We start from the raw sequence: 21,999 nt of genomic DNA, 5'->3' as shown, positions 1-21,999 counted from the left end.
GGTGCCTCCAAAGAGCTGTGGTGAGCGGGTGGTTACCCCTGGAGCGAGGTTGGCTACTGCTACCGGCTACCGGCCAGCCACGCGTCCAGGGTCAGCAGCCCCGGGTGGCGCCGCCGGAGTGTGGGGATGTCGACCTGGTAGCCGGTGGCGCCGAGCCAGTCGAACATCGCCGCCAACTCCGGTGCGAAGCGACGCAACTCGTCGATCGGCTGCCGCTCGAAGCGGGTCGGCACACCGTCGGAGGCGGCGAAGGCCGCGGCGATCTGCCGGGGGGTCAGCTCGTCGCCGGCGATCTCGGTCTTCCGGCCGATGTACTTCTCCGGGGCGCCGAACGCCTCCGCCGCGATCCGGCCGAGGTCGCCCAGAGCGATCATCTGCAGCGGGGTGTCCGCGTCCAGCGCGAGCGAGGCCACCCGCTCGCCGTCCTGCGCCGGCGGCATCATGGAGTGCCAGTTCTCCATGAAGAACGTCGGACGCAGCACGGTGACGGGCAGGCCCAGGGAGTCGAGGTGGGCCTCGATGCGCTCCTTGGTCCCGAAGTGCCGGACGCCGGAGCCGTGTCCGACGGCCGCGACGGAGCCGTAGACGAAGTGGGCGACGCCCGCGGCCTCGGCGGCGTCGGCGATGTTCGTCCCCTGCCGCACTTCGGCGTCGGGGTCGGGGTTCGTCAAATCGGCGGCCTGCACGCTGTAGACGCCGTGCACGCCCCGGGTGGCCGCGATCAGTGAGTCGGGTTCGTCGAGGTCCCCCGTGACGGGTTCGGCGCCGAGCACCCGCAGAGCCTTCGCCGCCGGCTTGTCCGGGTCGCGCACGAGCGCCCGTACGGACCATCCGCCGGCGAGCAGTGCGCGGGCGACCGCCCCGCCCTGGCCCCCCGTCGCTCCCGTGACCAGAACCGTCCTGTTCTCCGGCACCGAACGTCCCTTCGCGAGTCCCCCCAACGGTTTTTCGAGTATCACGGCCGCGCATTGATGAGTCCAACGCAGTTTTGTCATCGGATCGATCGCGTCGCATCATCGATCGATGGAGCTCAAGCAGATGCGCTACGTCGTCGCCGTCGCCGACACGGGGAACTTCACCCGGGCCGCGGAACAGTGCCTCGTCGTCCAGTCGGCGCTCAGCCATCAGATCGCCCGCCTGGAGCGCGAGTTGGGGGCGAGGCTGTTCGACCGCACCAGCCGGCGGGTACGGATCACCCCGGCCGGCGAGGCGTTCCTCACCGCGGCGCGCCAGTGCCTGGAGGCCGCCGAACGCGCGAGCGCCAACGTCGCCGCCGCCGTCGGCGAGGTCCGGGGCCGGCTCGCGGTCGGGCTGATCCCCACCGTCGCGGCGGTCGACATCCCGGGCGCCCTGCGGGACTTCCGCCGGCGATATCCGCAGGTGCGCATCAGCCTGCGGGTGGGGGCCAGCGACGATCTCGTCGAGCAGGTGGTGCAGGGGTCCATCGAGACCGCGTTCCTCGGGCTGCCGATCACGGCGCGGCCCGAGGGCGTACGCGTACGGGAACTGGCCCGGGACCGGCTCGTCGCGGCGGTGTCGCCGGAGCACCCGCTCGCGGGCGAGAAGTCGGTCGCCCTCAGCAGGCTCGCCGCCGAGGTGTTCGTGGACCTGCCGGCGGGGACGGCCGGGCGCGTCCAGTCCGACCAGGCGTTCTCGGCCGCGGGCATCGACCGCGAGGTCGCCTTCGAGGTGACGACCGCGGAGTTCATGGTCCGGCTGGTCTCGGAGGGTCTGGGAGTGGCCATGCTGCCCGCCAGCTACGTCCCCCGGCTGAGCGGGATCACCACCATCGAGGTGACGGACGCCCCGGCCCGCGTGGAGTACGCGGTGTGGAACCAGGCGGGCTGCACACCCGCGGCGAAGGCCTTCCTGTCCCTCCTCGGCATCGCCGGCGACACCGAGGACACGGCCGGTCGCCCGCCCCGCTCCCGGGCACGGTAGGACCGGGCACGGGGAGCGGGCTTCAGGCACGGCGGGGACCGGCCCCACGCACGACAGGAACGGGCTTCAGGCACGGCGGGGACCCGCCTCAGGCACGGTAGGGACGGGCGGCGGCGATCAGGCCCACCGCGGCGATGGCGCCCGCCAGTGCGCACACCCCGTTCCACCCGTAGGCGGACCAGACCGGCGGGGCGAGGGCACCGCCCAGGGCGCCGCCGGCGAAGAACAGGGTCATGAAGACGGCGTTGATGCGGCTGCGCGCCTCGGGCCGCATCTCGTAGCAGGTGTTCTGGGACGCGTTCAGCATGGCCGTCTGCCCCAGGTTAATCATGATCATGCCAATAATGAGCCAGCCGACCTCCCCGTTCCGCGCCGGCAGCATCACCAGCCACGCCAGGCCCGACAGCAGCAGTCCGGCCAGGAGGACGGCGCGCGGGTGCCCGCGATCGACGTAACGTCCGGCCAGGGGCATGCACAACGGGCCCACGGCACCGACGAGTCCGACCGCGCCGATGGTCGACGTGCTCCAGTCGTAGGGCTCCTCGACCAGCAGCAGCGTGATCGTGACCAGGTGGACGGTGTAGCCGGCCATGGCCAGCGAGGCGACGGCGACGGGCCGGCGCAGCGCCGGCACCTCGACGAGCAGGGCGGCGGTCGAGCGCAGCAGGCTGCCCGGGCGGGTCTCGTCGGTCCTGTCGCCCCGGGACTCCGGCAGCACGCGCCGCACGGCGAAGGCGGTGGCCAGCAGCAGTACGGCGGTGACCCAGTACACCGAACGCCACCCGGCGACGTCGGCCAGGGCGCCGGAGAAGGCGCGGCCGATCAGCCCGCCGGCGAGGACTCCGGCCATCACGGTGCCGACGTTGCGCGCCCTGCTGTCCGGGGCGCTCAGCTCGGCGGCGAAGGGCACGAGGACCTGGGCGCCGACGGAGGTGACGGCGACGAGTCCGGTGGCGGCCAGTAGCAGGGGCCCGTTGGGGGCGACGCCCGCCAGCAGGAGCAGGACGCCGGTGGCGGCCAGCAGGGACGCCGCGAGGTCCCGGCGCGGGTAGCGGTCGCCGAGCGGGACGAGGAAGGCCAGTCCGAGCGCGTAACCGATCTGGGAGACGGCGACCACCATGCCCGCGGTGGTGGTGGTCATGTGCAACTCGGTGCGCAGGAGGCCGAGCAGCGGCTGCGCGAAGTAGTTCCCGGCGACGGACAGGCCCGCGGCCAGGGTCATCACGGGCAGGACGCGCGACGTGCGCGGTGCGCCGGCGTTCCCGGGAGCCGACGCACCCGGGGCGGCGGAGGTTTTCGACATGGCCCCATGTTCGAAGACCGGTTACCCATGCGTCCAACTCATTCTTCTCATAGGATCGATCTCGTAACGAGATGGTCATGGCAAGAGCCGGCAGCACGAAACGGGAAGGGACGGCAGGACGTTGGGGAACTACGCGTGGAGTCACCGCCTCGAGGACGTGGACCTGGAGGAGCTGTCGCGCCTCTACCGGATCGCACCGCTGGGCGACAAACCCCCCGAGCGGCTCGCCACGGTGTTCGGCAACAGCCGCTTCACCTGCTTCGTCCGCGCCGGTGACACGCTCGTCGGCGCCGGGCGGGCGCTGGCCGACTGCGCCTACATCGCCGATGTCGCCGTCCACCCGGACCACCAGGGACAGGGTCTCGGGTCCGACATCATCCGCAGGCTGCTGGAGCTGGCGCGGGACCACAAGAAGATCCTCCTCTACGCCAGTCCCGGCACCGAACCCTTCTACCGGAAGCTCGGCTTCCTGCCGATGAACACCGCCATGGCGGTCTGGGCCGACCCGGACCGCGCGGTCGACATCGGTCTGCTCCGCCGGGAGCCCTGACGGACCCCGGGACCTCGGACGTCGGTAGACTCGGCGCCCGCCACTGCCCCTTCGGCGAGAGGGACCGACGACCGTGCGACTGCGCTGTGCCGTACTGGACGACTACCAGCGGGTGGCGACCGAGGTCGCCGACTGGTCGCCGGTGGCCGACTTGGTGGACGTCGTCCCGCACGACACCCACTTCCCGGACGAGGACGCCCTCGCCGCGGCCCTGGCGGACGCGGACATCGTGGTCACCCTGCGCGAACGCGTCCCGTTCCCCGGCTCGTTGATCGCCCGGCTGCCCCGGCTGAAGCTCATCGTCGCCTCCGGCATGCGCAACAGCGTGATCGACTACGCCGCCGCCGAAGCCCACGGTGTCACCGTCTGCGGTACGGCCTCCTCCTCGACCCCGCCCGTCGAGCTGACCTGGGCCCTGCTGCTCGGCCTGGCCCGCGGCATCGTCCAGGAGGCCAACGGGGTGCGCGAGGGCGGCCCCTGGCAGCAGACGGTGGGCGCCGACCTGCACGGCCGCCGGCTCGGACTGCTGGGCCTGGGCAAGATCGGCGGCCGGGTCGCCCAGGTCGGTCTGGCCTTCGGCATGGAGGTGAGCGCCTGGAGCCAGAACCTCACCCGGGAGCGCGCCGACGAGGTCGGCGTCGAACTGGCCCCGTCCAAGGAGGAGCTGCTGCGCAGCGCCGACTTCGTCTCCGTCCACCTGGCGCTCGGCGAGCGCACCCGCGGCCTGCTCGGCCCGGCCGAACTCGCCCTGCTCAAGCCGACCGCCTACCTGGTCAACACCTCGCGCGCGGCGATCGTCGACCAGGAGGCGCTGCTCACCGCGCTGCACGAGGGCCGCATCGCGGGCGCGGGCGTGGACGTTTTCGACACCGAGCCGCTTCCCGCCGGCCACCCGATGCGCACCGCCCCGCGCCTGCTCGCGACCCCCCACCTGGGCTATGTGTCGCGCGCCAACTACGCCACGTACTACGGCCAGGCCGTCGAGGCGATCCAGGCCTACCTCGCGGGCTCCCCCGTGCGGCGCCTGCCCGTTCCCGCGGCCGCGCCGAGCCCGGTGTAGGGACCGCTCAGGCGGTGCCCGCCCGGTCGGAGTCCACCGGGCGGCAGTAGACGCCGTCGCTCCGGCACAGGTGACCGAGGTCCACCAGATAGCGCCGGAGCGTCACATGGTCGACCTCGCCGTCCTCGCACCAGGCGCGCAGCTTCTCGTCGACGGTGCGCTCCGGGTACTCCACGCCGGGTGCGAAGGTCTGCTCGGCGATGTGCCGCAGCACCACCTTCTTGCGCGTCCAGCGCGCGGGCAGCCGGACCAGCCGGCCGTCCCTGACGAAGGTCCGTACGACGATGCCGGCCGGGCCGTCGTCGCCCGCCGCACCGGAGTCCCGGGCCGCCTGCGGCGCCGGGCGGCCGGCCCGGGCCAGCTCCCGGAAACGGTCGTGGGCGACGGCGAGTTCGCCGTCGGCGCCGGTCGTCACCACGCCCTGGTCCCGCAGTCGGCGCAGCGCACCGGCCGCCTCCTTCGCACTGAGGCCGGCCGTCCGGGCCACCTGTGCGGTGTCGCCCGCGCCGAGCGCCACGGCCGCGAAGGCCCGCACCCGGCTCTCCTCGGCGAACAGAGCGGGCAGCGCGGCCAGTGCGGACGCCTGCGCGGGATCGGACGGCGGCTCGGAAGCCCTGACGGACGTGTCGGATCGGTCGTTCGGCATGCCGGGAGGCTAGTGGACCCACGGGCGCGCACGGCAACGGTTTTCCCGCCGGAGACTGCCCGCCCGTCGCCGCAGACTGCCCGCTCGCCCGCCGGAGACCGTCCGCCCACCCGCCGGAGGCCGTCCGCGTCGCCACCGGCCCACATGTCCAAAAAGGGTGATCCGCACATTCTCCCCGTGACCGGCTGCGACCGGCCGCGTTGAACCGGCAGTGCGGCGGCGCGTCCTGCCGCCGCGCTCCCCGAGTCAGAAGGAGAACGTGATGTCTCGCATCGCGAAGGCCGCCGGTGTCGCCCTCGGCACCGGTGCCGTGGTGCTCAGCGGCACCGGCATGGCCATGGCGGACGCGGGCGCGGCGGGCGCGGCCGTCGGCTCGCCCGGTGTCCTGTCCGGCAACGTCGTCCAGATCCCGGTGCACGTGCCGGTCAACGTCTGCGGCAACACCATCGACGTCATCGGCCTGCTGAACCCGGCCTTCGGCAACAGCTGCGAAAACGGTGACGACGAGGGTGACAAGAGCGGCGGCTACGGCGGCTGAGTCGCCAGGCACCGAGGAGCCCCGGCCCACCCGGCCGGGGCTCCCGCCGTTTCCCGGGGAGGACGTGCTTGGCCCGCCCGGGGTCGGCCCCGTCTAGGCGTACCGGTAGATCCGGCCCACGTCCTCCAGCTCGTCCGGCGTCACGTCCCACGGCGGCAGCTTCTCGTGCCGTGCGACGATCCGCCCGCGCTGCGCGCTGCCCCGGCCGGGCGGCTCGGCGGGCAGGTAGCGGGCGCCGCGGTGGCGGGCCTGCCAGCGGGACCACTGCAGGTCGATGAAGGCGTGGTGCAGCCAGAACACCGGGTCGTTGACGGAGGCGCCGCCGACCATGGCCCCGCCGACCCAGCGGTGCACCCGGTTGTGGTTGCGCCAGGAGACGCTGCCGCGCCCGGTCCCCCACCCCTCCAGCTTGTTGCGGAACCCCTTGCGGACCGTGGAGTCGTACGGCGAGGTGTCGTACTTCGGGTCGTCCAGCGCCCACTCCAGGTCGCTCTTCGAGGGCAGGTCGAGGGGGTTGCCGGCGCGTCCGAGGTCCCGGGTGAGGAACTCGGTGTCGGTGACGTTCTCCTTGATGGTCCAGTTGCCCTCGGCGTGGGCGAAGGGGCCGGTGGTGACCCGGTGGTCGGAACGCCGCCCGGTGCCGCCCAGCAGGTCGGCGGTCCAGGGCGTGGACTTGGTGCCGCGGTCCTTCGTCCAGTCCCAGTACGGCACGGTGACCGAGTCGTCCACCCGGCGCAGCGCCTCCTCCAGGTCCAGCAGGAACCGGCGGTGCCAGGGCAGGAAGGACGGCGCCATGTGCGCCGTACGCAGTCCGTCCTCGCCGTCGGAGACGTAGTACTCGATGTGGGTGCGCACGAACTCGTCGTACTCGCCGCGTCGTTTGACCTCCAGCAGCGCGCCCACGAACCGCCGCTTCTCGCTGCGGGTCAGCGTGCTGACGTCCTTACGCGTGTACGCCATGCCGCCCCCCGGAGTGCTGGTCGTGGCCGGTCGACGGGGTGTCGCGCAGGTGCTCGCCGGGGCCGAGTTCGTCGACGGCGCCGCGGGCCGCGGCGAGCGGGGTGGGGTACGACCGGTAGTGGTCGACCATGCTCAGCCAGCTGCCGTCGGCCCGCCGCATCAGGTGCAGCGGGCGGCCGTCCACGGTGACGTGCCAGGTGCCGGCCCCCAGGGCCCGCCCCGCGGCGGAGCGGATGCCCCGGATGCGCCGCCCGCGGTAGGTCTCGTCGAAGGCGGCACCGTCGCCGAACCCGGCGGACTCGCCGTCCCGGACGGACCCGGCGGAATCACCGTCCCGGACGGGCCCGGCGGAATCACCGTCCCGGACGGACCCGGCGGTGTGCGGCCCGGGATGCGCGGGCGCCGCCGCGTCCCGGTTCCCGGCGGGCCGGGAGGCGCCGATCAGCGGCGCCAGGCCGACGGCGACGGCCGGTCCGAGCAGCCCCCGCATCAGCTGCCGCCGGGAGGCGGACGCCGGCCCGCCTCTCGCCGCACCCTCACCCCGCACCGCGTACCGCGGCTCGCGCTCCGCGCCGTTCGCTCTCGTGCCCGCGTCGACCACCATGGCTCACTCCTCGTCCGGTTGCGTCGGTCCGCACCGCTAACCGCACGACGGGCCCCGCGGTCACCGTACGCAGGGCCAGTCGGAGCACGGCCGCTCCCGGAAGCGGGGTCGCCGCAGGGCTACAGGCCCGGTCCCACGCCCAGGTCGGCCACCGGAACCGTCTGGACCACCGGGGCGAGCACGCCGGCCTCGGGCAGCTTCGGCGACGGCAGGCCCAGGGCCTCGGGGTTCGGCGCGGTGAGCGGGGCGTCCAGGGACAGGCCCGGCGCCAGGGTGCGCACCTCGGCGGCGGGCGCGTCGACGCCGGCGTGGTCGAACTCGTCCCCGAGGACGTGCGGCACCGGCTGGCGCAGGTCCACGCCGGGCAGCCCGCCGTGCACCGGCAGCTGCGGCAGGGTCCGCTCCGGCAGCAGCCGGCCCTCGACGTACCGCGGGCCCTCCGGGGCGCCCGCGGTCGGCACGGGCAGCTCGCCGGCCACCTCGGGCAGTTCCATGCCGAGGGCCGTCTCCGCACCGTCCAGCGGCACCGGCACGGGGATCGCGCCGGCCGCGGCGGCGGGAGTCACCGCCGCGCCCACGGCGGCGGCCACACCGGTGACGACGGCGGCCAGGGTTCGTCTGGTGGTCGGCTTCATGACAGGCACGGGTCCCTTTCGAGAAGGCGGGGGTACGGCTTTCCGGGAGGACGGAAAGGCGGGAAGGCGGGACGAGGGGGTGCGGCGAGGGGCGAGGGGCGGGACGGCGGTCAGCCGCCCAGCGGGAGACCGCCCAGCAGGCCGTTCGCGGAGTTCAGTTCGGAGGTCGCGCCCTTCACGGTGTGCAGCACGGAGTCCTTGTTCTCGGTGTCCAGGGCGTTGGATCGCGCGTCCGACTGGTGCTTGATCGGCATGATGTCGATGGGCTCCGCGGTCAGCGCGTTCACGGCACCGTTGAGGCTGGTGGGAGTGAGGGCGGCGGCGTCGGAGGCGTCGTAGGCGAAGGCGGGCACGGCGGAACCGGCGGCGACCAGGGAACCGGCGACGACGGCGGCGGCCTTGAGGGACTTCATCGTGTTCCTTTCCTCGGCGACCCGTGTCACCGGTGGGATTGCTGACGCCCTCCCTAACGACCTGCGGCGGACCCGGAAACTCCGCCGTCCGGAAGACATATGAGATCTCCGGACCCGGATGAGGCCAGCGGACATGGGGATGAGGCCCGCGGGCACGGAGATGAGGCCCGCGGGCACGGAAAGGGGCCGCCGCGCCTCCACGACGGGAGGTGCGACGGCCCGGGACGCCGGGGGTCGGTCGGCGTCAGGAGGGGTCCGCCGGTACGGCCGCCTCGGGAGTCGTGGCCTCCGGAGTCGTGGCCTCCGGCGCGGTGGGCACGCCGGGCAGGCCGGCCAGGTCCGCGGCGGGCAGCCCGCTGCCGACCATCGTGGCGGCGACGACGTTGACGATGCCGGTCATCACGTCCTCGACGGCGGGGCTCACCTGGTCGGCGGTACCGGAGGTGGTGGCCTTGACCAGGGCGTCGATCTGCTTCTGCAGCTCGGCCTGCGCGGTCGCGGACAGGTCGGAGGCGGCCGCGGTGCCGTCCTCGTTCTGCGCCGTGACGGGCGCCGGCAGCGTGACCGGGGTGTCGGTCCCGGCCTCCGGCGCGGTCACGGCCGCGTCGTCGGCGTCCGTGTCCGCGGCCTCCACCTTGGCGAGGGCGTCCTCGACGGCGGCGGAGAGCTTCTCGGCGTCCGCGGCGGAGAGTTGGCCGTTGTCGGCCTTGAGGACCGCGGTGAGCATGTCGGTGACGGGCGTGAGCACTCCGCCCAGCCCGGCCAGGCTGCCGACCTGGCTCTGCAGTTCGTCGGCGTCGGGCAGGGGAGCGCGGGACGCCGCGTGGGTGCGTTCCCGGACCGAGTCGCCGTCGGCCGCCATCACCGCCGGACCGGAGAGGCCGATCAGCAGGCCGGCGCAGAGAGCGGAGGTGGCGATTCGCCGTGCGGGCAGACGCATGGGGGGTTCCTTTCGGTGGTGCGTCGGATGTTGTGCCCACCGTGGAAGTGCCCCTGGCGCTCTGCAACCGAGCGGTGACCCGGCCGGCCCGCCCGTCGTTGCCCCGCTCGGCGTCCTGCCTGCTGAGACGCCCTGTCAAGGTCCGTGCGCCGTGTCACCGCGCGGTCCCCCCATTCGGGGCAGCGGGCGCCGTCCGCGCGGCAACGCGAACCGGCCGCCCGCTCGCGGAGGAACCGCGGTGCGGACGGCCGGTGCGGGGAGGTGCCAGCCGACGTCAGTCGTTCTCGCACTCGTTGCCGAACGCCGGGTTCAGCAGGCCGATGATGTCGATGGTGTTACCGCAGACGTTGACCGGGATGTGGACCGGGACCTGCACCACGTTGCCGGACAGGACGCCCGGGGAGTGGGCGGCGGCGGCCTGCGCGCCGCTGTCGGCGGCGGCGACACCGGCGGTGCCCGCCACCGCGGCGGCGGCGACGGAGGTCAGGGCCAGGCCCTTCGCGATACGCGACATGGAGAAGTGCTCCTTGGGGTTGTCACACACATCCGGGCGGCTGCCCGGCGCAGTGTCAACGCGTGGCAGGGCCCCGAGTTGTGCCGCCAAAGGGGTGATCTCGCAAAAACGCGGGATTCACAAATCCAACACACTTACCCGGTTTCGCCGTATTAGTACGGATAGCAGCTAGAGTCCCACACCGTTCGACGCACCCGTATGCCGCACCCGTATGCCGCGTCGCGACCGGCGCCCCGCGGTCGGGCGCGTTCCCGCCGTCCCGAGCATTCTCCGTGAGCGAGGAAACGCGCATGCACCTGCCACCGACCGGTTTACGGCCACGCGTTCTGCACCTCACCCAACCGGTGGACGGCGGGGTCGCCCGGGTGGTGACGGACCTGACGCGCGCTCAGCTCGCCGCCGGACTGCGCGTCGCCGTCGCCTGCCCCGGGGGGGGCTTCGCCGACCGGCTGCGTGCGCTCGGCGCCGACGTGCGGAACTGGCCCGCCACCCGCTCGCCGGGTCCGGCCGTGGTGCCGGAGGTACGGCGGCTCGCCCGCGTGATCGAGGAGGTACGGCCCGACCTGGTGCACGCGCACAGCGCGAAGGCCGGTCTGGCCGGGCGGCTCGCCGTACGGGGCCGGATCCCGACCGTGTTCCAGCCGCACGCCTGGTCGTTCGAGGCGGTCGGCGGTGCCGCCGGGCTCCTCTCGCTCGGCTGGGAGCGGTGGGCCGGGCGGTGGGCGGCACGGACGGTGTGCGTGAGCGAGGCGGAACGGCTGCGGGGTGTGCGGGCCGGGCTGCGCGGGCCCTGGGCGGTCATCCCGAACGGCATCGACCTGGCCCGCTTCGAGGCCGACGCGCCCGCGAACGCCGCCGAGGACCCGGCCGACCCGACCGCCCCGGCCGGGGTGAGGCGGCGGCACGGCATCGCTCCGCACGCGCCGTTGGTGGTGTGCGTGGGCCGACTGTGCCGGCAGAAGGGGCAGGACCTCCTGCTGGGCGCGTGGGAGCAGGTTCTCGCCCGGGTGCCCGGCGCCCGGCTGGTCCTCGTCGGTGACGGACCGGACCGCGCCCGGCTGGCCGCGCGGGCCCCGGCGTCCGTGCTCTTCGCCGGGACCGTGGCCGACGCCGCCGTCTGGTACCGGACCGCCGACCTGGTCGTCCTGCCCTCGCGCTGGGAGGGCATGGCGCTGGCGCCGCTGGAGGCGATGGCCTGCGGCCGGCCCGTGGTCGTGACCGACGTGGACGGCGCCCGCGAGGGCCTGCCGCCCGCGCTCGTACCGCACTGCCTGGTCCCGCCCGGGGCCCCGGCCGCCCTGGCCACCGCCGTCACCACGCTCCTCGTCGACGCGCCGCTGCGCACGTCGCTCGGCCACCGGGGGCGCGCGCACGTCCGCACGGCACACGACGTACGCCACACGACGGCGTCGATCACGGCCCTGTACAACGACCTCCTCGACGCCGCCCGGCCAGCGGCCGGTGGGGGGCTCGCGGCCGACACGAGGCCCACGGCCAGTACGAGACCAGCGGCCGGCACGGGACCCACAGTCGCCGCAGGGCCCACAGCCAACGCGGGGCCTGCGACCGTCACAGGACGCACGGCCGCACCCAGGGCAACGGCCGGTGCGGGACCTGCGGCCGACGCGGGGCCCACGGCCGGTGCGGGGCTTTCGGCCGACACGAGGCCCACGACCAACGAGGGACCTGCTGCCGACACGGAACCCACAGTCGCCGCAAGGCCCACAACCAACCCGAGGCCCGCGGCCGGCATGAGGTCTACGGCCGGCGTAGGAACCACCGCTGACGCAGGGTGTGCGGCCGGGGCGGGGGCCGGGGGTGTGGTGTGCGCCGTCGTGGTCGTCGGCGGACTCGGCGACGGCGCAGGTCCGTCCGCCGTGCCGCGCGCCCTCCCCGGCGACCGGCTCACAGCAGCGGGCCGTTCGGCCGTCGTGCCCATCGAGTGCAGGGAGTCCACCCACCCGTGACCGCGGAAAGCACCGTCCCCTCCCCCGCCGGCCAGTCGCGCGACCTCGGCTCCTCCCCCGTCGCGGTGCTGCCCCAGCGCGACGGCACCGGGAGCCCTCGGCTGCCCTCCGGGCGGCCCGCACCGCGGCCGGGTTCGCCGCTGCCGCTGCTCGTCGTGGACGGAACGGCGGCCGTGCCCGGCACGCTGGTCCTCACCGGTGCCCCGCACCAACCGCTGCTCACAGGCGCGCTGGTGGCCGCTTCGCTGCTGCTGCGCCCCCGCCCGCGTCCGGGCCGGCGGCCGTCCGGTGCGCTGGACGACCTGCCCGCCCTGTGCGGCCGGATCACGGTGGTGTGGTTGGTACTGGCGGCGCTCGTCGCGGCGTACGCCCCGGCGCACGCGCTGTCCGCGCGCACCCTGGTCGCGGGCGTCCTGCTGCACTCGGTGACGGGCTGCGCCGGCCGGGCCGCCGTGCACCACCGACACCGCACGGCGCTGCGGAACCACCCCCGCGCCGCCCTCGTCGTCGGGCCCGCCGCGACCGCGCAGCGGGTGGCGTCGGCGCTGCTGCGTCACCCGCGCTGCGGGGTGCACCCCGTCGGGATCGTCACCGGCGACCCGGGCGGCACCGCGGGCCTGCCCGCACTGTCCACGGGTGAGGAGGTGCGGCGGGCGGTCGTGCAGAACGGCGTACGGGACGTGCTGGTCGTGAACCCCTCCGTGCGGCCCTCCCTGGAGGTGCGGCCCTCCCCGGACGCCTCCGTGGATCCCTCCGTACGGTCCCGGCAGGCGGCGTTGCTGCGGACGCTGGCCGAGTCGGGCTGCGCGGTGTGGGAACTGGACGCCGGGACCCCGGCCCACGCCCCCTCCCACCCGGCCGGGGACCGGATCGCCGCCTTCCCCTGCCGGCGTATGGAACCGGCGGCGCGGCGGCCCGGCGGCGCGGGCAAGCGGGTGCTGGACGTGACGGTGTCCGGGCTGCTGTTGCTGCTGCTGAGCCCCCTGCTGCTGGCCTGCGCGGCGGTGCTGCGGGTGGTGGGCGGCCCCGGTGTGCTGTTCCGGCAGGAGCGCGTCGGGCAGGGCGGCAGACCGTTCACGCTGCTGAAGTTCCGCACGCACCGGCCCGCCGACGAGCACGAGTCGGCGACCCGGTGGAGCGTGGCGGACGAACACCGGATGCCGTGGTTCTGCCGTTTCCTGCGACGCACCTCGCTGGACGAGCTGCTCCAGCTGTGGAACGTCTTCCGGGGCGACATGAGCCTGGTCGGCCCGCGCCCCGAACGCCCTTACTTCGTCGCCCGGTTCAGCCAGGCCTACCCCGGTTACGCCGCCCGCCACCGGATGCCGGCCGGCATCACGGGCCTGGCCCAGATCAACGGGCTGCGCGGCGACACCTCCATCGAGGACCGGGCCCGCTTCGACAACGCGTACATCGACGACTGGTCGCTGTGGCGGGACGTGTGCATCCTGCTGCGCACGGCTGCCGCGCTCGTGCGCCCCACGGGGAGCTGACCCAGGTGGCCCTCGCCCTGCCCCTGCGGCCGACGGCACGCCTGCGGCGGCTGCCGCCCGTGCTGGCCGTGGTCGCCGTCGTCGCGCTGCTCGCGCTGCCGTTCGCCCCGGACGACGGGGGCGGCGCGCACCCGGCCGACGCGGTGTCGGCGCTGGCGGTGCTGTACTGCGTGCTGCGGCTGGTGCGGGACCGCCGGCGCCCGCTGTCCCGTACGGCGGCTACGGTGCTCGGGCTGCCCGTGCTCGGGCTGGCCGTCGCGGCGGTGGGTGCCGTGTCGGCGGGGGCGGGAATGGCCGGCCTCGGCCGCTACCTCCAGGTCTTCGTCCTGGTCCCCGCCGCCGTACTGCTGCTCGTCCGCGACCGGGCCGACGTGCGGCTGCTCACCTGGTCGATGGTGGGGCTGGCGCTGTGGCAGGGGGCGGTCGGCGTCCACCAGTACGTCACCGGAACCGGCGCCTCCTACCAGGGGGAGACGGTCCGGGCCGTGGGCACCTTCGGGCCGCAGGACGTGATGGGGATGGCGACCGTGGTGTCCCTGGGACTGGTCTGCGCGGTCGGGCTGGCGCTGGGAGGGACGCCGTCGCGGCACCGGCTGCTCGCCGCCGGGTGCGCGTGCGCCCTGCTGCTGCCGCTGGCCCTGTCGTTCAGCCGTGGGGCGTGGATCGCGACGGCTGTGACCTGCGCGGTGCAGATGCTGCTCGCCGGGGCGCGCAGGGCGCTGGCGGTGGGGGCGGCGACGGTCGCGGCGGCGGTGGTGCTGGTGGGCGGCTTCGGGGTCGGTACGGCGATGCTCCAGGAGCGGGTCGGCAGCATCACGCAGGTGACCGACGCCCCCGACCAGTCGGTGACCGACCGCTACACGATGTGGGCGGCGGCGGCCGGCATGTGGCGGGAGCGGCCGTTGACCGGCGTCGGGCTGAAGGGCTTCCCCGAACACCGGGACGCGCACGCCTCCTTGTCGCTGTCCTCGGGCAGCGAGACCGATGGCGCGGGCGCCGGGTACCGCAGGCAGCCGCTGCTGTCCCCGCACAACATGTATCTGCTGGTGCTGGCCGAGCAGGGGCTGATCGGGCTGCTCTGCCTCGCCGGGAGCTGGCTGGCGCTGCTGGTGCTGGGCCTGCGCAGGCTGCGCGCGGCCCGGCGGGCCCGGGGCTCGGCGCCGGACTGCGCGTTCGTCGCCTGCGGGCTCCTGGTCTGGCAGCTGACCGACTTCGCGTACGCCGACATCGGCGGGCCGTCGACCGTCCTGACGGCGGTGTGCTTCGGGCTGGCGGCCTGGTGGGCGCTGGGTTCCGCCGCGCGAGAGGTGCCGCAGCGGTGACGACGACCTCACCGCACGCGACGAGCGCGGCTCGCGGCGCGGCCCCGGACGCCGCCCACGACGTGGGCGTGACGAGCACGCCGCACGGCCCGGAGACACCGGGCGCCACGACCACGCCGCCGCACACCCCCGCCTCTGCCTCAGCACCGCACCCCGACACCACCGCCTCCGCATCCCCGCCGCACCCAGCCCCCCAGGGCGCGCCGCACTCACGCCCCCCGGCCGAGGCCCGGCACGCGGGCCCGGGGGCCGAGACGACGCCCCCCGGCTTCGAGGCCGGCCCCCCGCCCGCCGACGCCCGAACCGCCCCGCCGCTCCCCGAAGCCGCGCCCGCCGCCGACGCCCGGACTGCCCCGCCGCTCCCGGAGACCGCGCCCCCCGCCGACGGCCGGTCCTCGGGGCGTTTCCTGGCTCGGGCCGCGCTGGTCACCGCCGTGCTCTCGGTGGCCGGGTCGGTGCTCGGGCTGGCCCGGGACCAGGCGCTGGCCCGGCTGTTCGGGGCCGGGGGCGAGACGGACGCCTTCCTGGTGGCGTGGACGGTGCCGGAGTTCGCGGCGACGCTGCTGATCGAGGACGGGCTGGCCTTCGCACTGGTCCCGATGTTCAGCCTGGCCCTGGCCCGCCGCGCGCGGGGCGTGACCGGCGACCCGGTGCGTGCGCTGGTCGCCTCGACCCTGCCCCGGCTGGCCCTCGCGTTCACGGCGGCCGGCGCGCTGGTCGCCGTCGCCGCGCCGGCGCTGGTGCGGGCCCTGGCGCCGGGGCTGGCCGACCACGCCCTCGCCGTGGACTGCACCCGGCTCACCGCCACCTGCGTCGTCAGCTTCGGGCTCGCCGGGTACTGCAGCGCCGCGCTGCGGGCGCACCGGCGGTTCCTGGCCCCGGCGGCGATCTACGTCGCCTACAACACCGGCATCATCACGGTGATGTTCGTGCTCGGCGGGCGCTGGGGGGTGCGCTCGGCGGCGGCCGGGGTCGCGGTGGGCGGGGTCCTGATGGTGGCGGCGCAACTGCCGTCGCTGCTGCGGCGGTTGAGGCGTCACGAAGGCGAGCCGCCCTCGGTGGTGGCGGACGAGGCGACCCGGCCGCTCGCCCTCGCCCTGTTCACCACCGTGCTGCTGTTCGCCCTGTGCCGCCAGTCCCAGGTCCTCATCGAGCGCTTCCTGGCCTCCGGGCTCCCCTCCGGGGCCATCTCGCACCTGAACTACGCGCAGAAGGTGGCCCAGATCCCGATGACGCTGTCGCTGATGCTGTGCACGGTCACCTTCCCGGTGGTGGCCCGCGCGCTGGCCGACGGCGACACCGTACGGGCCCGCGACCGGGTCGAGCGGGACGTGGCGCTGGCGGCCTGCCTGGTGCTGCTCGGCGCGGCCACCGTCGTCGCGTGCGCGCCGCAGATCGTCCACCTGCTCTTCCAGCGCGGCGCGTTCACGGCCGCCGACACCGCGGCGACCGCCGGTGTCATGCGCGTGTACGCGCTCGGGCTGCTCGGCCAGACGGTGGTGGGCGCGCTGGCCCGCTCCTACTTCTCGGCGGGCCGCGCCTCCTGGTATCCGTTCGGCGCGATGGCCGTCGGTGTCCTCGCCACCGCCGTCGTCGGCGCCTCGGCCGTCGGCCCGTGGGGCGTGCGCGGCATCGCCGCCGCCAACGCCGCCGGCATCACCGTCACCGCCGCCCTGCTGCTCGCCGGGATGGGCCCGCGCAGCGTGCCGGTGCGCGTCCGGCGGGTCCTGGGCGACCTGGGCTGCCCGCTGCTCGCGGCGGCCGTGGCGACCGGCGCGGGCGCCCTGGCCGCCGACCGGGTCACCGGTGCCGGTGCCGCCGTCTCGCTGACCGTCGGCGCCGCGACCGTCGGGGGCGTCTTCGCAGTCCTCTGCCCGGCCCTGCGCGTCCGGGGCCCCGGCACCGTCCTGCGCTCGGTCCGCCCCGTCCGTTCCCCTTCCCCCCGCCCCGTCACACAAAGGCACCCGCATGGCCGTTCCCGCTTCCGGTTCCCCTTCCGCGCCGACCGCTGACCCCCGCCCGGGTACCGGCACCGCTCCCGCGCCCGCCCCCTGGGTCGCGATGTACCACTCGGTCGGCGACTGCTCGGACGACCCGTACCGCATCACCGTCACGCCCGGCCGGCTGGACGCGCAGCTGGGCTGGCTGCGGCGGCGCGGGCTGCGCGGTGTGCCGGTCGCCGAGCTGCTGGCCGCCCGTGCCCGGGGCGGCGGCCGGGACCTGGTGGGGCTGACCTTCGACGACGGGTACGCCGACTTCGTCGAGCACGCGCTGCCGTGCCTGCGCCGCTGGGGCTGCGGGGCGACCCTCTTCGTGCTGCCCGGGCGGCTCGGCGGCGACAACGCCTGGGATCCGCTGGGCCCGCGCAAGCCGCTGCTGACCGCCGACGGCATCCGCCGCGCCGCCGCCGAGGGCATCGAGATCGGCTCGCACGGCCTCACCCACGTCGACCTCACCACGGCGGACGACGCCACGCTGACCGCCGAGACCGCCGGGAGCCGGGCCCGGCTCGCGGAGTTGACGGGCGCCCCCGTCACCGGCTTCTGCTACCCGTACGGCACCGTCGACGCCCGCGCCGCCGACGCCGTGCGCGCCGCCGGGTACGGCTACGCCTGCGCCATCGACCCGGGCCCGCTGACCGGCCCGTACGCACTGCCCCGCGTGCACGTGGACCAGCGCGACACCCCCGTACGGCTGCTCCTCAAAACGCGCCTGCACCGCCTGCGCCGCCGGGCCGCGGCGGGGGTGTGAGGTGACGGACGTGAAGGCCCTGCACATCATCACCGGCCTCGGCGTCGGCGGCGCCGAGCAGCAACTGCGTCTGCTGCTGCGGCACCTGCCCGTCGACTGCGACGTCGTGACGCTCACCAACCCGGGACCGGTCGCCGACGGCCTGCTGGCCGACGGCGTCAACGTCGTCCACCTGGGCATGACCGGCAACCGCGACCTGGCCGCGCTGCCGCGCCTGGCCCGCCTCATCCGCACCGGCGGCTACGACCTCGTGCACACCCACCTCTACCGCGCCTGCCTCTACGGCCGCCTCGCCGCCCGCCTCGCCGGGGTGCGCGCGGTCGTCGCCACCGAGCACTCCCTCGGCGACTCCCAGATGGAGGGCCGCCCGCTCACCCCGGGCGTCCGCGCCCTGTACCTGGCCGGGGAGCGCCTCGGCAGTGCCACAGTCGCCGTCTCCCCCACCGTCGCCGACCGGCTGCGCCGCTGGGGTGTGCCCGCGCCCCGCATCGAGGTCGTCCCCAACGGCATCGACCTGGACCGCTTCCGTTTCGACCCGGTCCGGCGGCTGCGCACCCGGCGCCGTCTCGGCCTGCCCGAGGGCGCGTACGTCGTCGGCGGCATCGGACGGCTGACGGCGGCCAAGCGGTTCGAGGTGCTGGTCCGCGCCCTGGCCCTGCTGCCGCCGGACTGCTGGCTGCTGCTGGTCGGCGGCGGCCCCGAGGAGCACCTGCTGCGCCGCACCGCCCGCGAGGCCGGCGTCGCCGACCGCGTCCTGCTCACCGGCGAGCGCCCCTACCACCCCGACGGCTCCCCCGGCCCCGACCTGCCCGCGCTCGCCGCCGCGATGGACGTCCTCGCGTCGCCGTCGCCGGAGGAGGCCTTCGGCCTGGCCGCCGTGGAGGGGCTCGCGTCCGGCCTGCCGGTGCTGTACGCCTCCTGCCCGGCGATCGAGGACCTGCCGCCCGGATCCGCGCCCACGGCGCGGCGGGTCGACGGCGACGCCGCGGAGTTCGCGCGCGCCCTCGCCGAGACCCGCGCGTCCGGCGGCCCGGTCCCCGGCACGCGCGGCGCGCCCGAGGCGGCCCGCCACTACTGCGTCACCCGCAGCGCCGCCCGGCTGATGGACGTGTACGCGTCCACCCTCACGCATCCGCTGCCCCCGTCCCCGGCATTCCAGGGAGTTGGTTCCGCATGACCGAGCCCCTCACCCAGTCCCCGCCCGAACCCGCGACGGACCCCGAGCCCGCCCCGCCCGCCCGCCGGGCCCGGGTCCGGGCCGCGCTGCGCCGCTCGCTGCTCGGCCTGCGCTCCCTGCCGCCCTGGTCCCCGCTCGCGGCCGGTGTCCTGGCCGGCGGTCTGATCGGCGCCGGGTACGGCCTGCTCGCCACCCCGCAGTACACGGCGACGAGTTACGTCGTCGCCGTGGCCGCCGACGAGTCCGACCCCGCGTCCGCGCTGGGCTTCGCGCAGGCCTACGGCCGGGTCGCCACCCAGCTCGCGGTGCTCGGGGACGCGCAGATGTGGGCCCACGTGCCGGTGGCGACCCTGGAGAGGAGTGTCCGCACCGCGACCTCGCCGGACGCGCCGATGGTCTCGGTGACGGCCACCTCCGCCGACCCGGAGGAGGCCGCCGACATGGCCAACGCGGTCGCCCGCGCCCTGACCCGGCACGCGGACGCCGCCGCCGACGACACCCGGGTGGAGCTGCGGCAGTTCGCCCGGGCCACCGAGCCCACCGAACCGTCCTCGCCGTCCGCCGCCGTGACCGGTCTGGTGGGCGCGAGCGCGGGCGGGCTGCTGGGCGGCCTGGCCCTGCTGGTCCGGCCGCGCCGCACCGGCCGGGAGCCCGGCCGCACGGCGGCGGCCGTACCCGGACCGGCGTCGGCGGCCGACGGACGCGGACAGCTGTGACGCGGCCCGGGCCGTCGCGGTCGCGCGCACTCCCGCCCGGCCACACGATCGAACTGGTCACCGACCAGGCCGCCTTCGCCGAGCTGGCCCCCGAGTGGGAGCGGCTGTACGGCCGCTGCGCCGCCGCCACACCGTTCCAGAGCCACGCCTGGCTGCACTCCTGGTGGCGTTCGTACGGCTCGCCCGGCCGGCTGCGGGTGGTGCTGGCCCGCGAGGGCGGCGAACCGGTCGCCGCCGCGCCGCTGATGCTCGTACGGCGTCCGGTGCCGGCGCTGGTGCCGCTGGGCGGGGCGATCTCGGACTACGGTGACGTCCTGCTGGACGACGAACGCGGTCCGGACGCCGTGGCCGCCCTCACCGCGGGCCTCGCGGCGGCGTCCCGCACCGCTCTGGTCGACCTGCGCGAGGTACGGCCGGGCGCCGCCGCCGAGCGGCTGTACGCGTGCTGGCGCGGGCCCCGGCGCCGGCTGGCCGATTCGCTCTGCCTGGAACTGCCCGCCCTCCCGTTGGACGAGCTGGCCGCCCGGCTGCCCTCGGCCAAGGCCAGGCAGCGGGTCCGTGCCCAGCTGCGCCGGCTGGACGCGCTCGGCGTCAAGAGCCGGCCCGTGCTGCCCGACGAGGCGGAGGCGGCCGTGCGGCGCCTGCTCGAACTGCACCGGCTGCAGTGGCGTGGGCGGAAGGTCACCGGCGAGCACCTGCGGCCCCGCTTCCGCGAGCACCTGGTGCGGGCGGTGGGGCCGATGGTGCGGTCCGGGGACGCGGTGGTCACCGAGTTCCGGATGGCCGACGAGGTGGTGGCCGTGGACGTGACGCTGCTGTCGCGCCGGCTGGCCGGCGGCTATCTGTACGGCGCCCATCCCCGGCTGCGGGAGGCGAAGGCGGACGTGGCGGTGATGCTGCTGGACGCGTGCGCCGGGTACGCCCGCGCGCCGGGACGCTCCACGCTGAGCCTGCTGCGGGGCGACGAGCCGTACAAGCACCGCTGGCGCCCGGCGCCGGTGCCGAACCAGCGGCTGCTGCTGGCCCGCCGCCGCACGGCCCCGCTGCTGGCGGCGGCCCTGTGCGACGCGGCGGCCCGGCGGCGGGGCAAGGAGCTGCTGCGGTGGAGCGCGGAGCGGAGGGGGTCCGACGGTGACGGAACCACCTGACCGGCCCCCCGCGCGCGACCGCCTCCGCCGCGCTCCGCTACTCGTTGCGCGAGTACCAGTCCAGCCGCATGCACAGTTTCCCGCCGAGCCAGTACTCGACCCAGTCGCCCAGCTCCAACGGCGAGCAGTCGGCGGGGGGCTCGGGCGCGGTGGACGGCACCGGGGGCAGCGGCGGCGCGGTCGGCGTGCCCGGTTCCTCGGGCTTCGGGACCGTCGGCTCGGGCTCATCGGTGCGGCCGAAGAGCACGGACCGGTAGACGGCGGTGGACCGGGGATTGTCGTCGCACTGCCAGACGCCGTGCGGGCAGTAGTCAGTGACCGTGTTGTAGACGGGCTTGTGCTCGTCCATCCAGGCGAGCATGCCCCGCATGTACGCGGCGTTGTCGCCGTTGCGGAACAGCCCCCACTCCGGGTAGGAGACGGGCTTGCCGTGCGCCTTCGCGAAGTCGACGTGCGCCTGGAGGCCGTAGGGCTCCTTCACCTGCTCGTCGAACGTCATGCCGCGCGGCTGGTCGTAGGAGTCCATGCCGATGATGTCGACGGTGGCGTCGCCGGGATAGCACCGCGTCCAGGGCACGGCGTCCCGGCCGCGGCTCGGCGCGAAGTCGAACCGGAACTTCTGACCGGGCACCGCGCGCATGGTGGTGACGATCCGGTTCCAGTACGTCTTCCAGGCCTCGGGGTCCGGTCCGCAGCGGTGGGTGTAGGTGGTGCCGTTCATCTCCCAGCCGAGCACCAGGACGGTGTCCGGCACCTTGAGGGCGACGAGGCGTTCGGCGAGGGCGCGGAAGTGGTGGTCGAAGCGTCCGGCGGCGCCCTGGCGCAGCAGTTCGCGCACCTCGTCGTCGTCGACGTGCTCCTCGTTGCGTTCCATCATGGGCACGTTGAGGACGAGCATCCTGTCGGCCTTGCGGGTGCGCCAGTCGGCCCACACGTCGAGGAAGCCGGGGGCGCCCTCGATGTTGTTCCAGCGGTCGCCGGGCAAGTAGGTGTGGCCGACGCGCAGTTCGGCGCCGCCCAGCCAGTGGCTCAGCGCGGCCATCCGGGCCACGCCGCGCGGGCCGTAGTCCAGGTACGCGCCGAAGGCCGGGGCGGACTCGGCACCGGGTTTGGCACCGGGTTTGGCACTGGGGCCGGGACTGGGTTCGGTACTCGGTTCGGCACTGGGTCCGGACGCGGGTGGTTCGCCGGCGGCGACACCGGGGACCGCGGCCAGGAACACCGCCGCCGCGACCGCCGCCGCGGCGTGCGCGGGCCGCCGCCGCCCGGACCGGGCCCGTGACTGCCGTACGGCCATGCCGGCCTCCTTGGATCGCCGCGA

At 75.3% G+C, this 21,999-nt stretch carries 21 protein-coding genes and 1 pseudogene; 12 read left to right on the top strand and 10 right to left on the bottom strand.

Features of this window, described 5'->3' with window-relative positions; genetic code table 11:
• Positions 1–59: 59 nt before the first annotated feature.
• Positions 60–914 (bottom strand): NmrA/HSCARG family protein, encoded by an 855-nt coding sequence (locus tag D1J63_RS24030; RefSeq protein ID WP_125631568.1) that lies wholly within the window; start codon positions 912–914, stop codon positions 60–62.
• Positions 915–1,023: 109 nt separating this feature from the next.
• Here D1J63_RS24030 and D1J63_RS24025 point away from each other — a divergent pair, with 109 nt between their 5' ends.
• Positions 1,024–1,941, top strand: a complete 918-nt coding sequence (locus D1J63_RS24025; protein WP_125631566.1) for a LysR family transcriptional regulator — start codon at positions 1,024–1,026, stop codon at positions 1,939–1,941.
• Between the two features lie 88 nt (positions 1,942–2,029).
• Here the strand turns inward: D1J63_RS24025 and D1J63_RS24020 are convergent, their stop codons facing one another.
• Positions 2,030–3,244, bottom strand: coding sequence for an MFS transporter (locus tag D1J63_RS24020; protein WP_125631564.1), 1,215 nt, complete (start codon positions 3,242–3,244; stop codon positions 2,030–2,032).
• 121 nt (positions 3,245–3,365) lie between these two features.
• Between D1J63_RS24020 and D1J63_RS24015 the strand changes: the two genes are divergently transcribed.
• Both D1J63_RS24015 and D1J63_RS24010 read left to right on the top strand, forming a co-directional pair.
• Positions 3,366–3,794: a GNAT family N-acetyltransferase gene (locus D1J63_RS24015; protein WP_125631562.1), complete on the top strand. Its 429-nt coding sequence runs from the start codon at positions 3,366–3,368 to the stop codon at positions 3,792–3,794.
• A gap of 73 nt (positions 3,795–3,867) precedes the next feature.
• Complete coding sequence (locus D1J63_RS24010; RefSeq protein ID WP_125631560.1) at positions 3,868–4,854, top strand: D-2-hydroxyacid dehydrogenase family protein; 987 nt, start codon at positions 3,868–3,870, stop codon at positions 4,852–4,854.
• Between the two features lie 7 nt (positions 4,855–4,861).
• Here the strand turns inward: D1J63_RS24010 and D1J63_RS24005 are convergent, their stop codons facing one another.
• On the bottom strand, positions 4,862–5,500 hold the full coding sequence (locus D1J63_RS24005; RefSeq protein WP_125631558.1) for a DUF2087 domain-containing protein: 639 nt from the start codon (positions 5,498–5,500) through the stop codon (positions 4,862–4,864).
• A gap of 262 nt (positions 5,501–5,762) precedes the next feature.
• On the opposite strand from D1J63_RS24005, the gene chpF reads away from it, so the two are divergent.
• Positions 5,763–6,038 carry a chaplin ChpF gene (gene chpF, locus D1J63_RS24000; RefSeq protein ID WP_125631556.1) on the top strand — a complete coding sequence of 92 codons (276 nt, stop codon included), beginning with the start codon at positions 5,763–5,765 and terminating at the stop codon, positions 6,036–6,038.
• Positions 6,039–6,131: 93 nt separating this feature from the next.
• Here chpF and D1J63_RS23995 read toward each other — a convergent pair whose 3' ends face one another.
• The 6 genes from D1J63_RS23995 to chpG all read right to left on the bottom strand — a co-directional run bounded on the left by D1J63_RS23995 (position 6,132) and on the right by chpG (position 10,104).
• On the bottom strand, positions 6,132–6,998 hold the full coding sequence (locus D1J63_RS23995) for a tyrosinase family protein (protein WP_125631554.1): 867 nt from the start codon (positions 6,996–6,998) through the stop codon (positions 6,132–6,134).
• Positions 6,982–7,602 (bottom strand): tyrosinase family oxidase copper chaperone, encoded by a 621-nt coding sequence (locus D1J63_RS23990; protein WP_125631552.1) that lies wholly within the window; start codon positions 7,600–7,602, stop codon positions 6,982–6,984. Before D1J63_RS23990 ends, D1J63_RS23995 begins: the two co-directional genes overlap by 17 nt.
• 119 nt (positions 7,603–7,721) lie before the next feature.
• A complete protein-coding gene (locus D1J63_RS23985) occupies positions 7,722–8,237 on the bottom strand; it encodes a hypothetical protein (RefSeq protein WP_125631550.1) in 516 nt (171 codons plus the stop codon).
• Between the two features lie 110 nt (positions 8,238–8,347).
• Positions 8,348–8,650 (bottom strand): hypothetical protein, encoded by a 303-nt coding sequence (locus tag D1J63_RS23980; protein WP_102931516.1) that lies wholly within the window; start codon positions 8,648–8,650, stop codon positions 8,348–8,350.
• Positions 8,651–8,894: 244 nt separating this feature from the next.
• Positions 8,895–9,590, bottom strand: coding sequence for a hypothetical protein (locus D1J63_RS23975; protein ID WP_125631548.1), 696 nt, complete (start codon positions 9,588–9,590; stop codon positions 8,895–8,897).
• 274 nt (positions 9,591–9,864) lie between these two features.
• Positions 9,865–10,104: a chaplin ChpG gene (chpG, locus tag D1J63_RS23970; protein ID WP_030179666.1), complete on the bottom strand. Its 240-nt coding sequence runs from the start codon at positions 10,102–10,104 to the stop codon at positions 9,865–9,867.
• A gap of 290 nt (positions 10,105–10,394) precedes the next feature.
• Here chpG and D1J63_RS23965 point away from each other — a divergent pair.
• The 8 genes and pseudogenes from D1J63_RS23965 to D1J63_RS23930 form a co-directional block, all read left to right on the top strand.
• A pseudogene (locus D1J63_RS23965) lies at positions 10,395–11,543 on the top strand (glycosyltransferase); the annotation flags it as partial.
• Between the two features lie 524 nt (positions 11,544–12,067).
• Entirely contained in the window at positions 12,068–13,564 is a 1,497-nt protein-coding gene (locus tag D1J63_RS23960; protein ID WP_125631545.1) for an exopolysaccharide biosynthesis polyprenyl glycosylphosphotransferase, read from the top strand.
• A 5-nt stretch (positions 13,565–13,569) separates the two neighbouring features.
• Positions 13,570–14,886, top strand: a complete 1,317-nt coding sequence (locus D1J63_RS23955; protein ID WP_125631543.1) for an O-antigen ligase family protein — start codon at positions 13,570–13,572, stop codon at positions 14,884–14,886.
• 407 nt (positions 14,887–15,293) lie between these two features.
• Entirely contained in the window at positions 15,294–16,898 is a 1,605-nt protein-coding gene (locus tag D1J63_RS23950; RefSeq protein ID WP_164713223.1) for a lipid II flippase MurJ, read from the top strand.
• Positions 16,899–16,947: 49 nt separating this feature from the next.
• A complete protein-coding gene (locus D1J63_RS23945; RefSeq protein ID WP_125635748.1) occupies positions 16,948–17,637 on the top strand; it encodes a polysaccharide deacetylase family protein in 690 nt (229 codons plus the stop codon).
• A 10-nt stretch (positions 17,638–17,647) separates the two neighbouring features.
• Positions 17,648–18,814, top strand: a complete 1,167-nt coding sequence (locus tag D1J63_RS23940; RefSeq protein WP_125631541.1) for a glycosyltransferase — start codon at positions 17,648–17,650, stop codon at positions 18,812–18,814.
• Entirely contained in the window at positions 18,811–19,530 is a 720-nt protein-coding gene (locus D1J63_RS23935) for a lipopolysaccharide biosynthesis protein (RefSeq protein ID WP_125631539.1), read from the top strand. Before D1J63_RS23940 ends, D1J63_RS23935 begins: the two co-directional genes overlap by 4 nt.
• A complete protein-coding gene (locus D1J63_RS23930) occupies positions 19,527–20,678 on the top strand; it encodes a GNAT family N-acetyltransferase (RefSeq protein ID WP_125631537.1) in 1,152 nt (383 codons plus the stop codon). The genes D1J63_RS23935 and D1J63_RS23930 overlap by 4 nt, the downstream gene beginning before the upstream one ends.
• Before the next feature lie 37 nt (positions 20,679–20,715).
• Here the strand turns inward: D1J63_RS23930 and D1J63_RS23925 are convergent, their stop codons facing one another.
• Complete coding sequence (locus D1J63_RS23925; RefSeq protein ID WP_125631535.1) at positions 20,716–21,975, bottom strand: glycosyl hydrolase; 1,260 nt, start codon at positions 21,973–21,975, stop codon at positions 20,716–20,718.
• Positions 21,976–21,999 lie beyond the last annotated feature (24 nt).

The organism is Streptomyces sp. KPB2 (assembly GCF_003950055.1).
Taxonomy (GTDB): domain Bacteria; phylum Actinomycetota; class Actinomycetes; order Streptomycetales; family Streptomycetaceae; genus Streptomyces; species Streptomyces salinarius.
The sequence above is the reverse complement of the archived record's forward strand: the minus strand, read 5'-3'. Positions and strand labels throughout refer to the sequence as shown.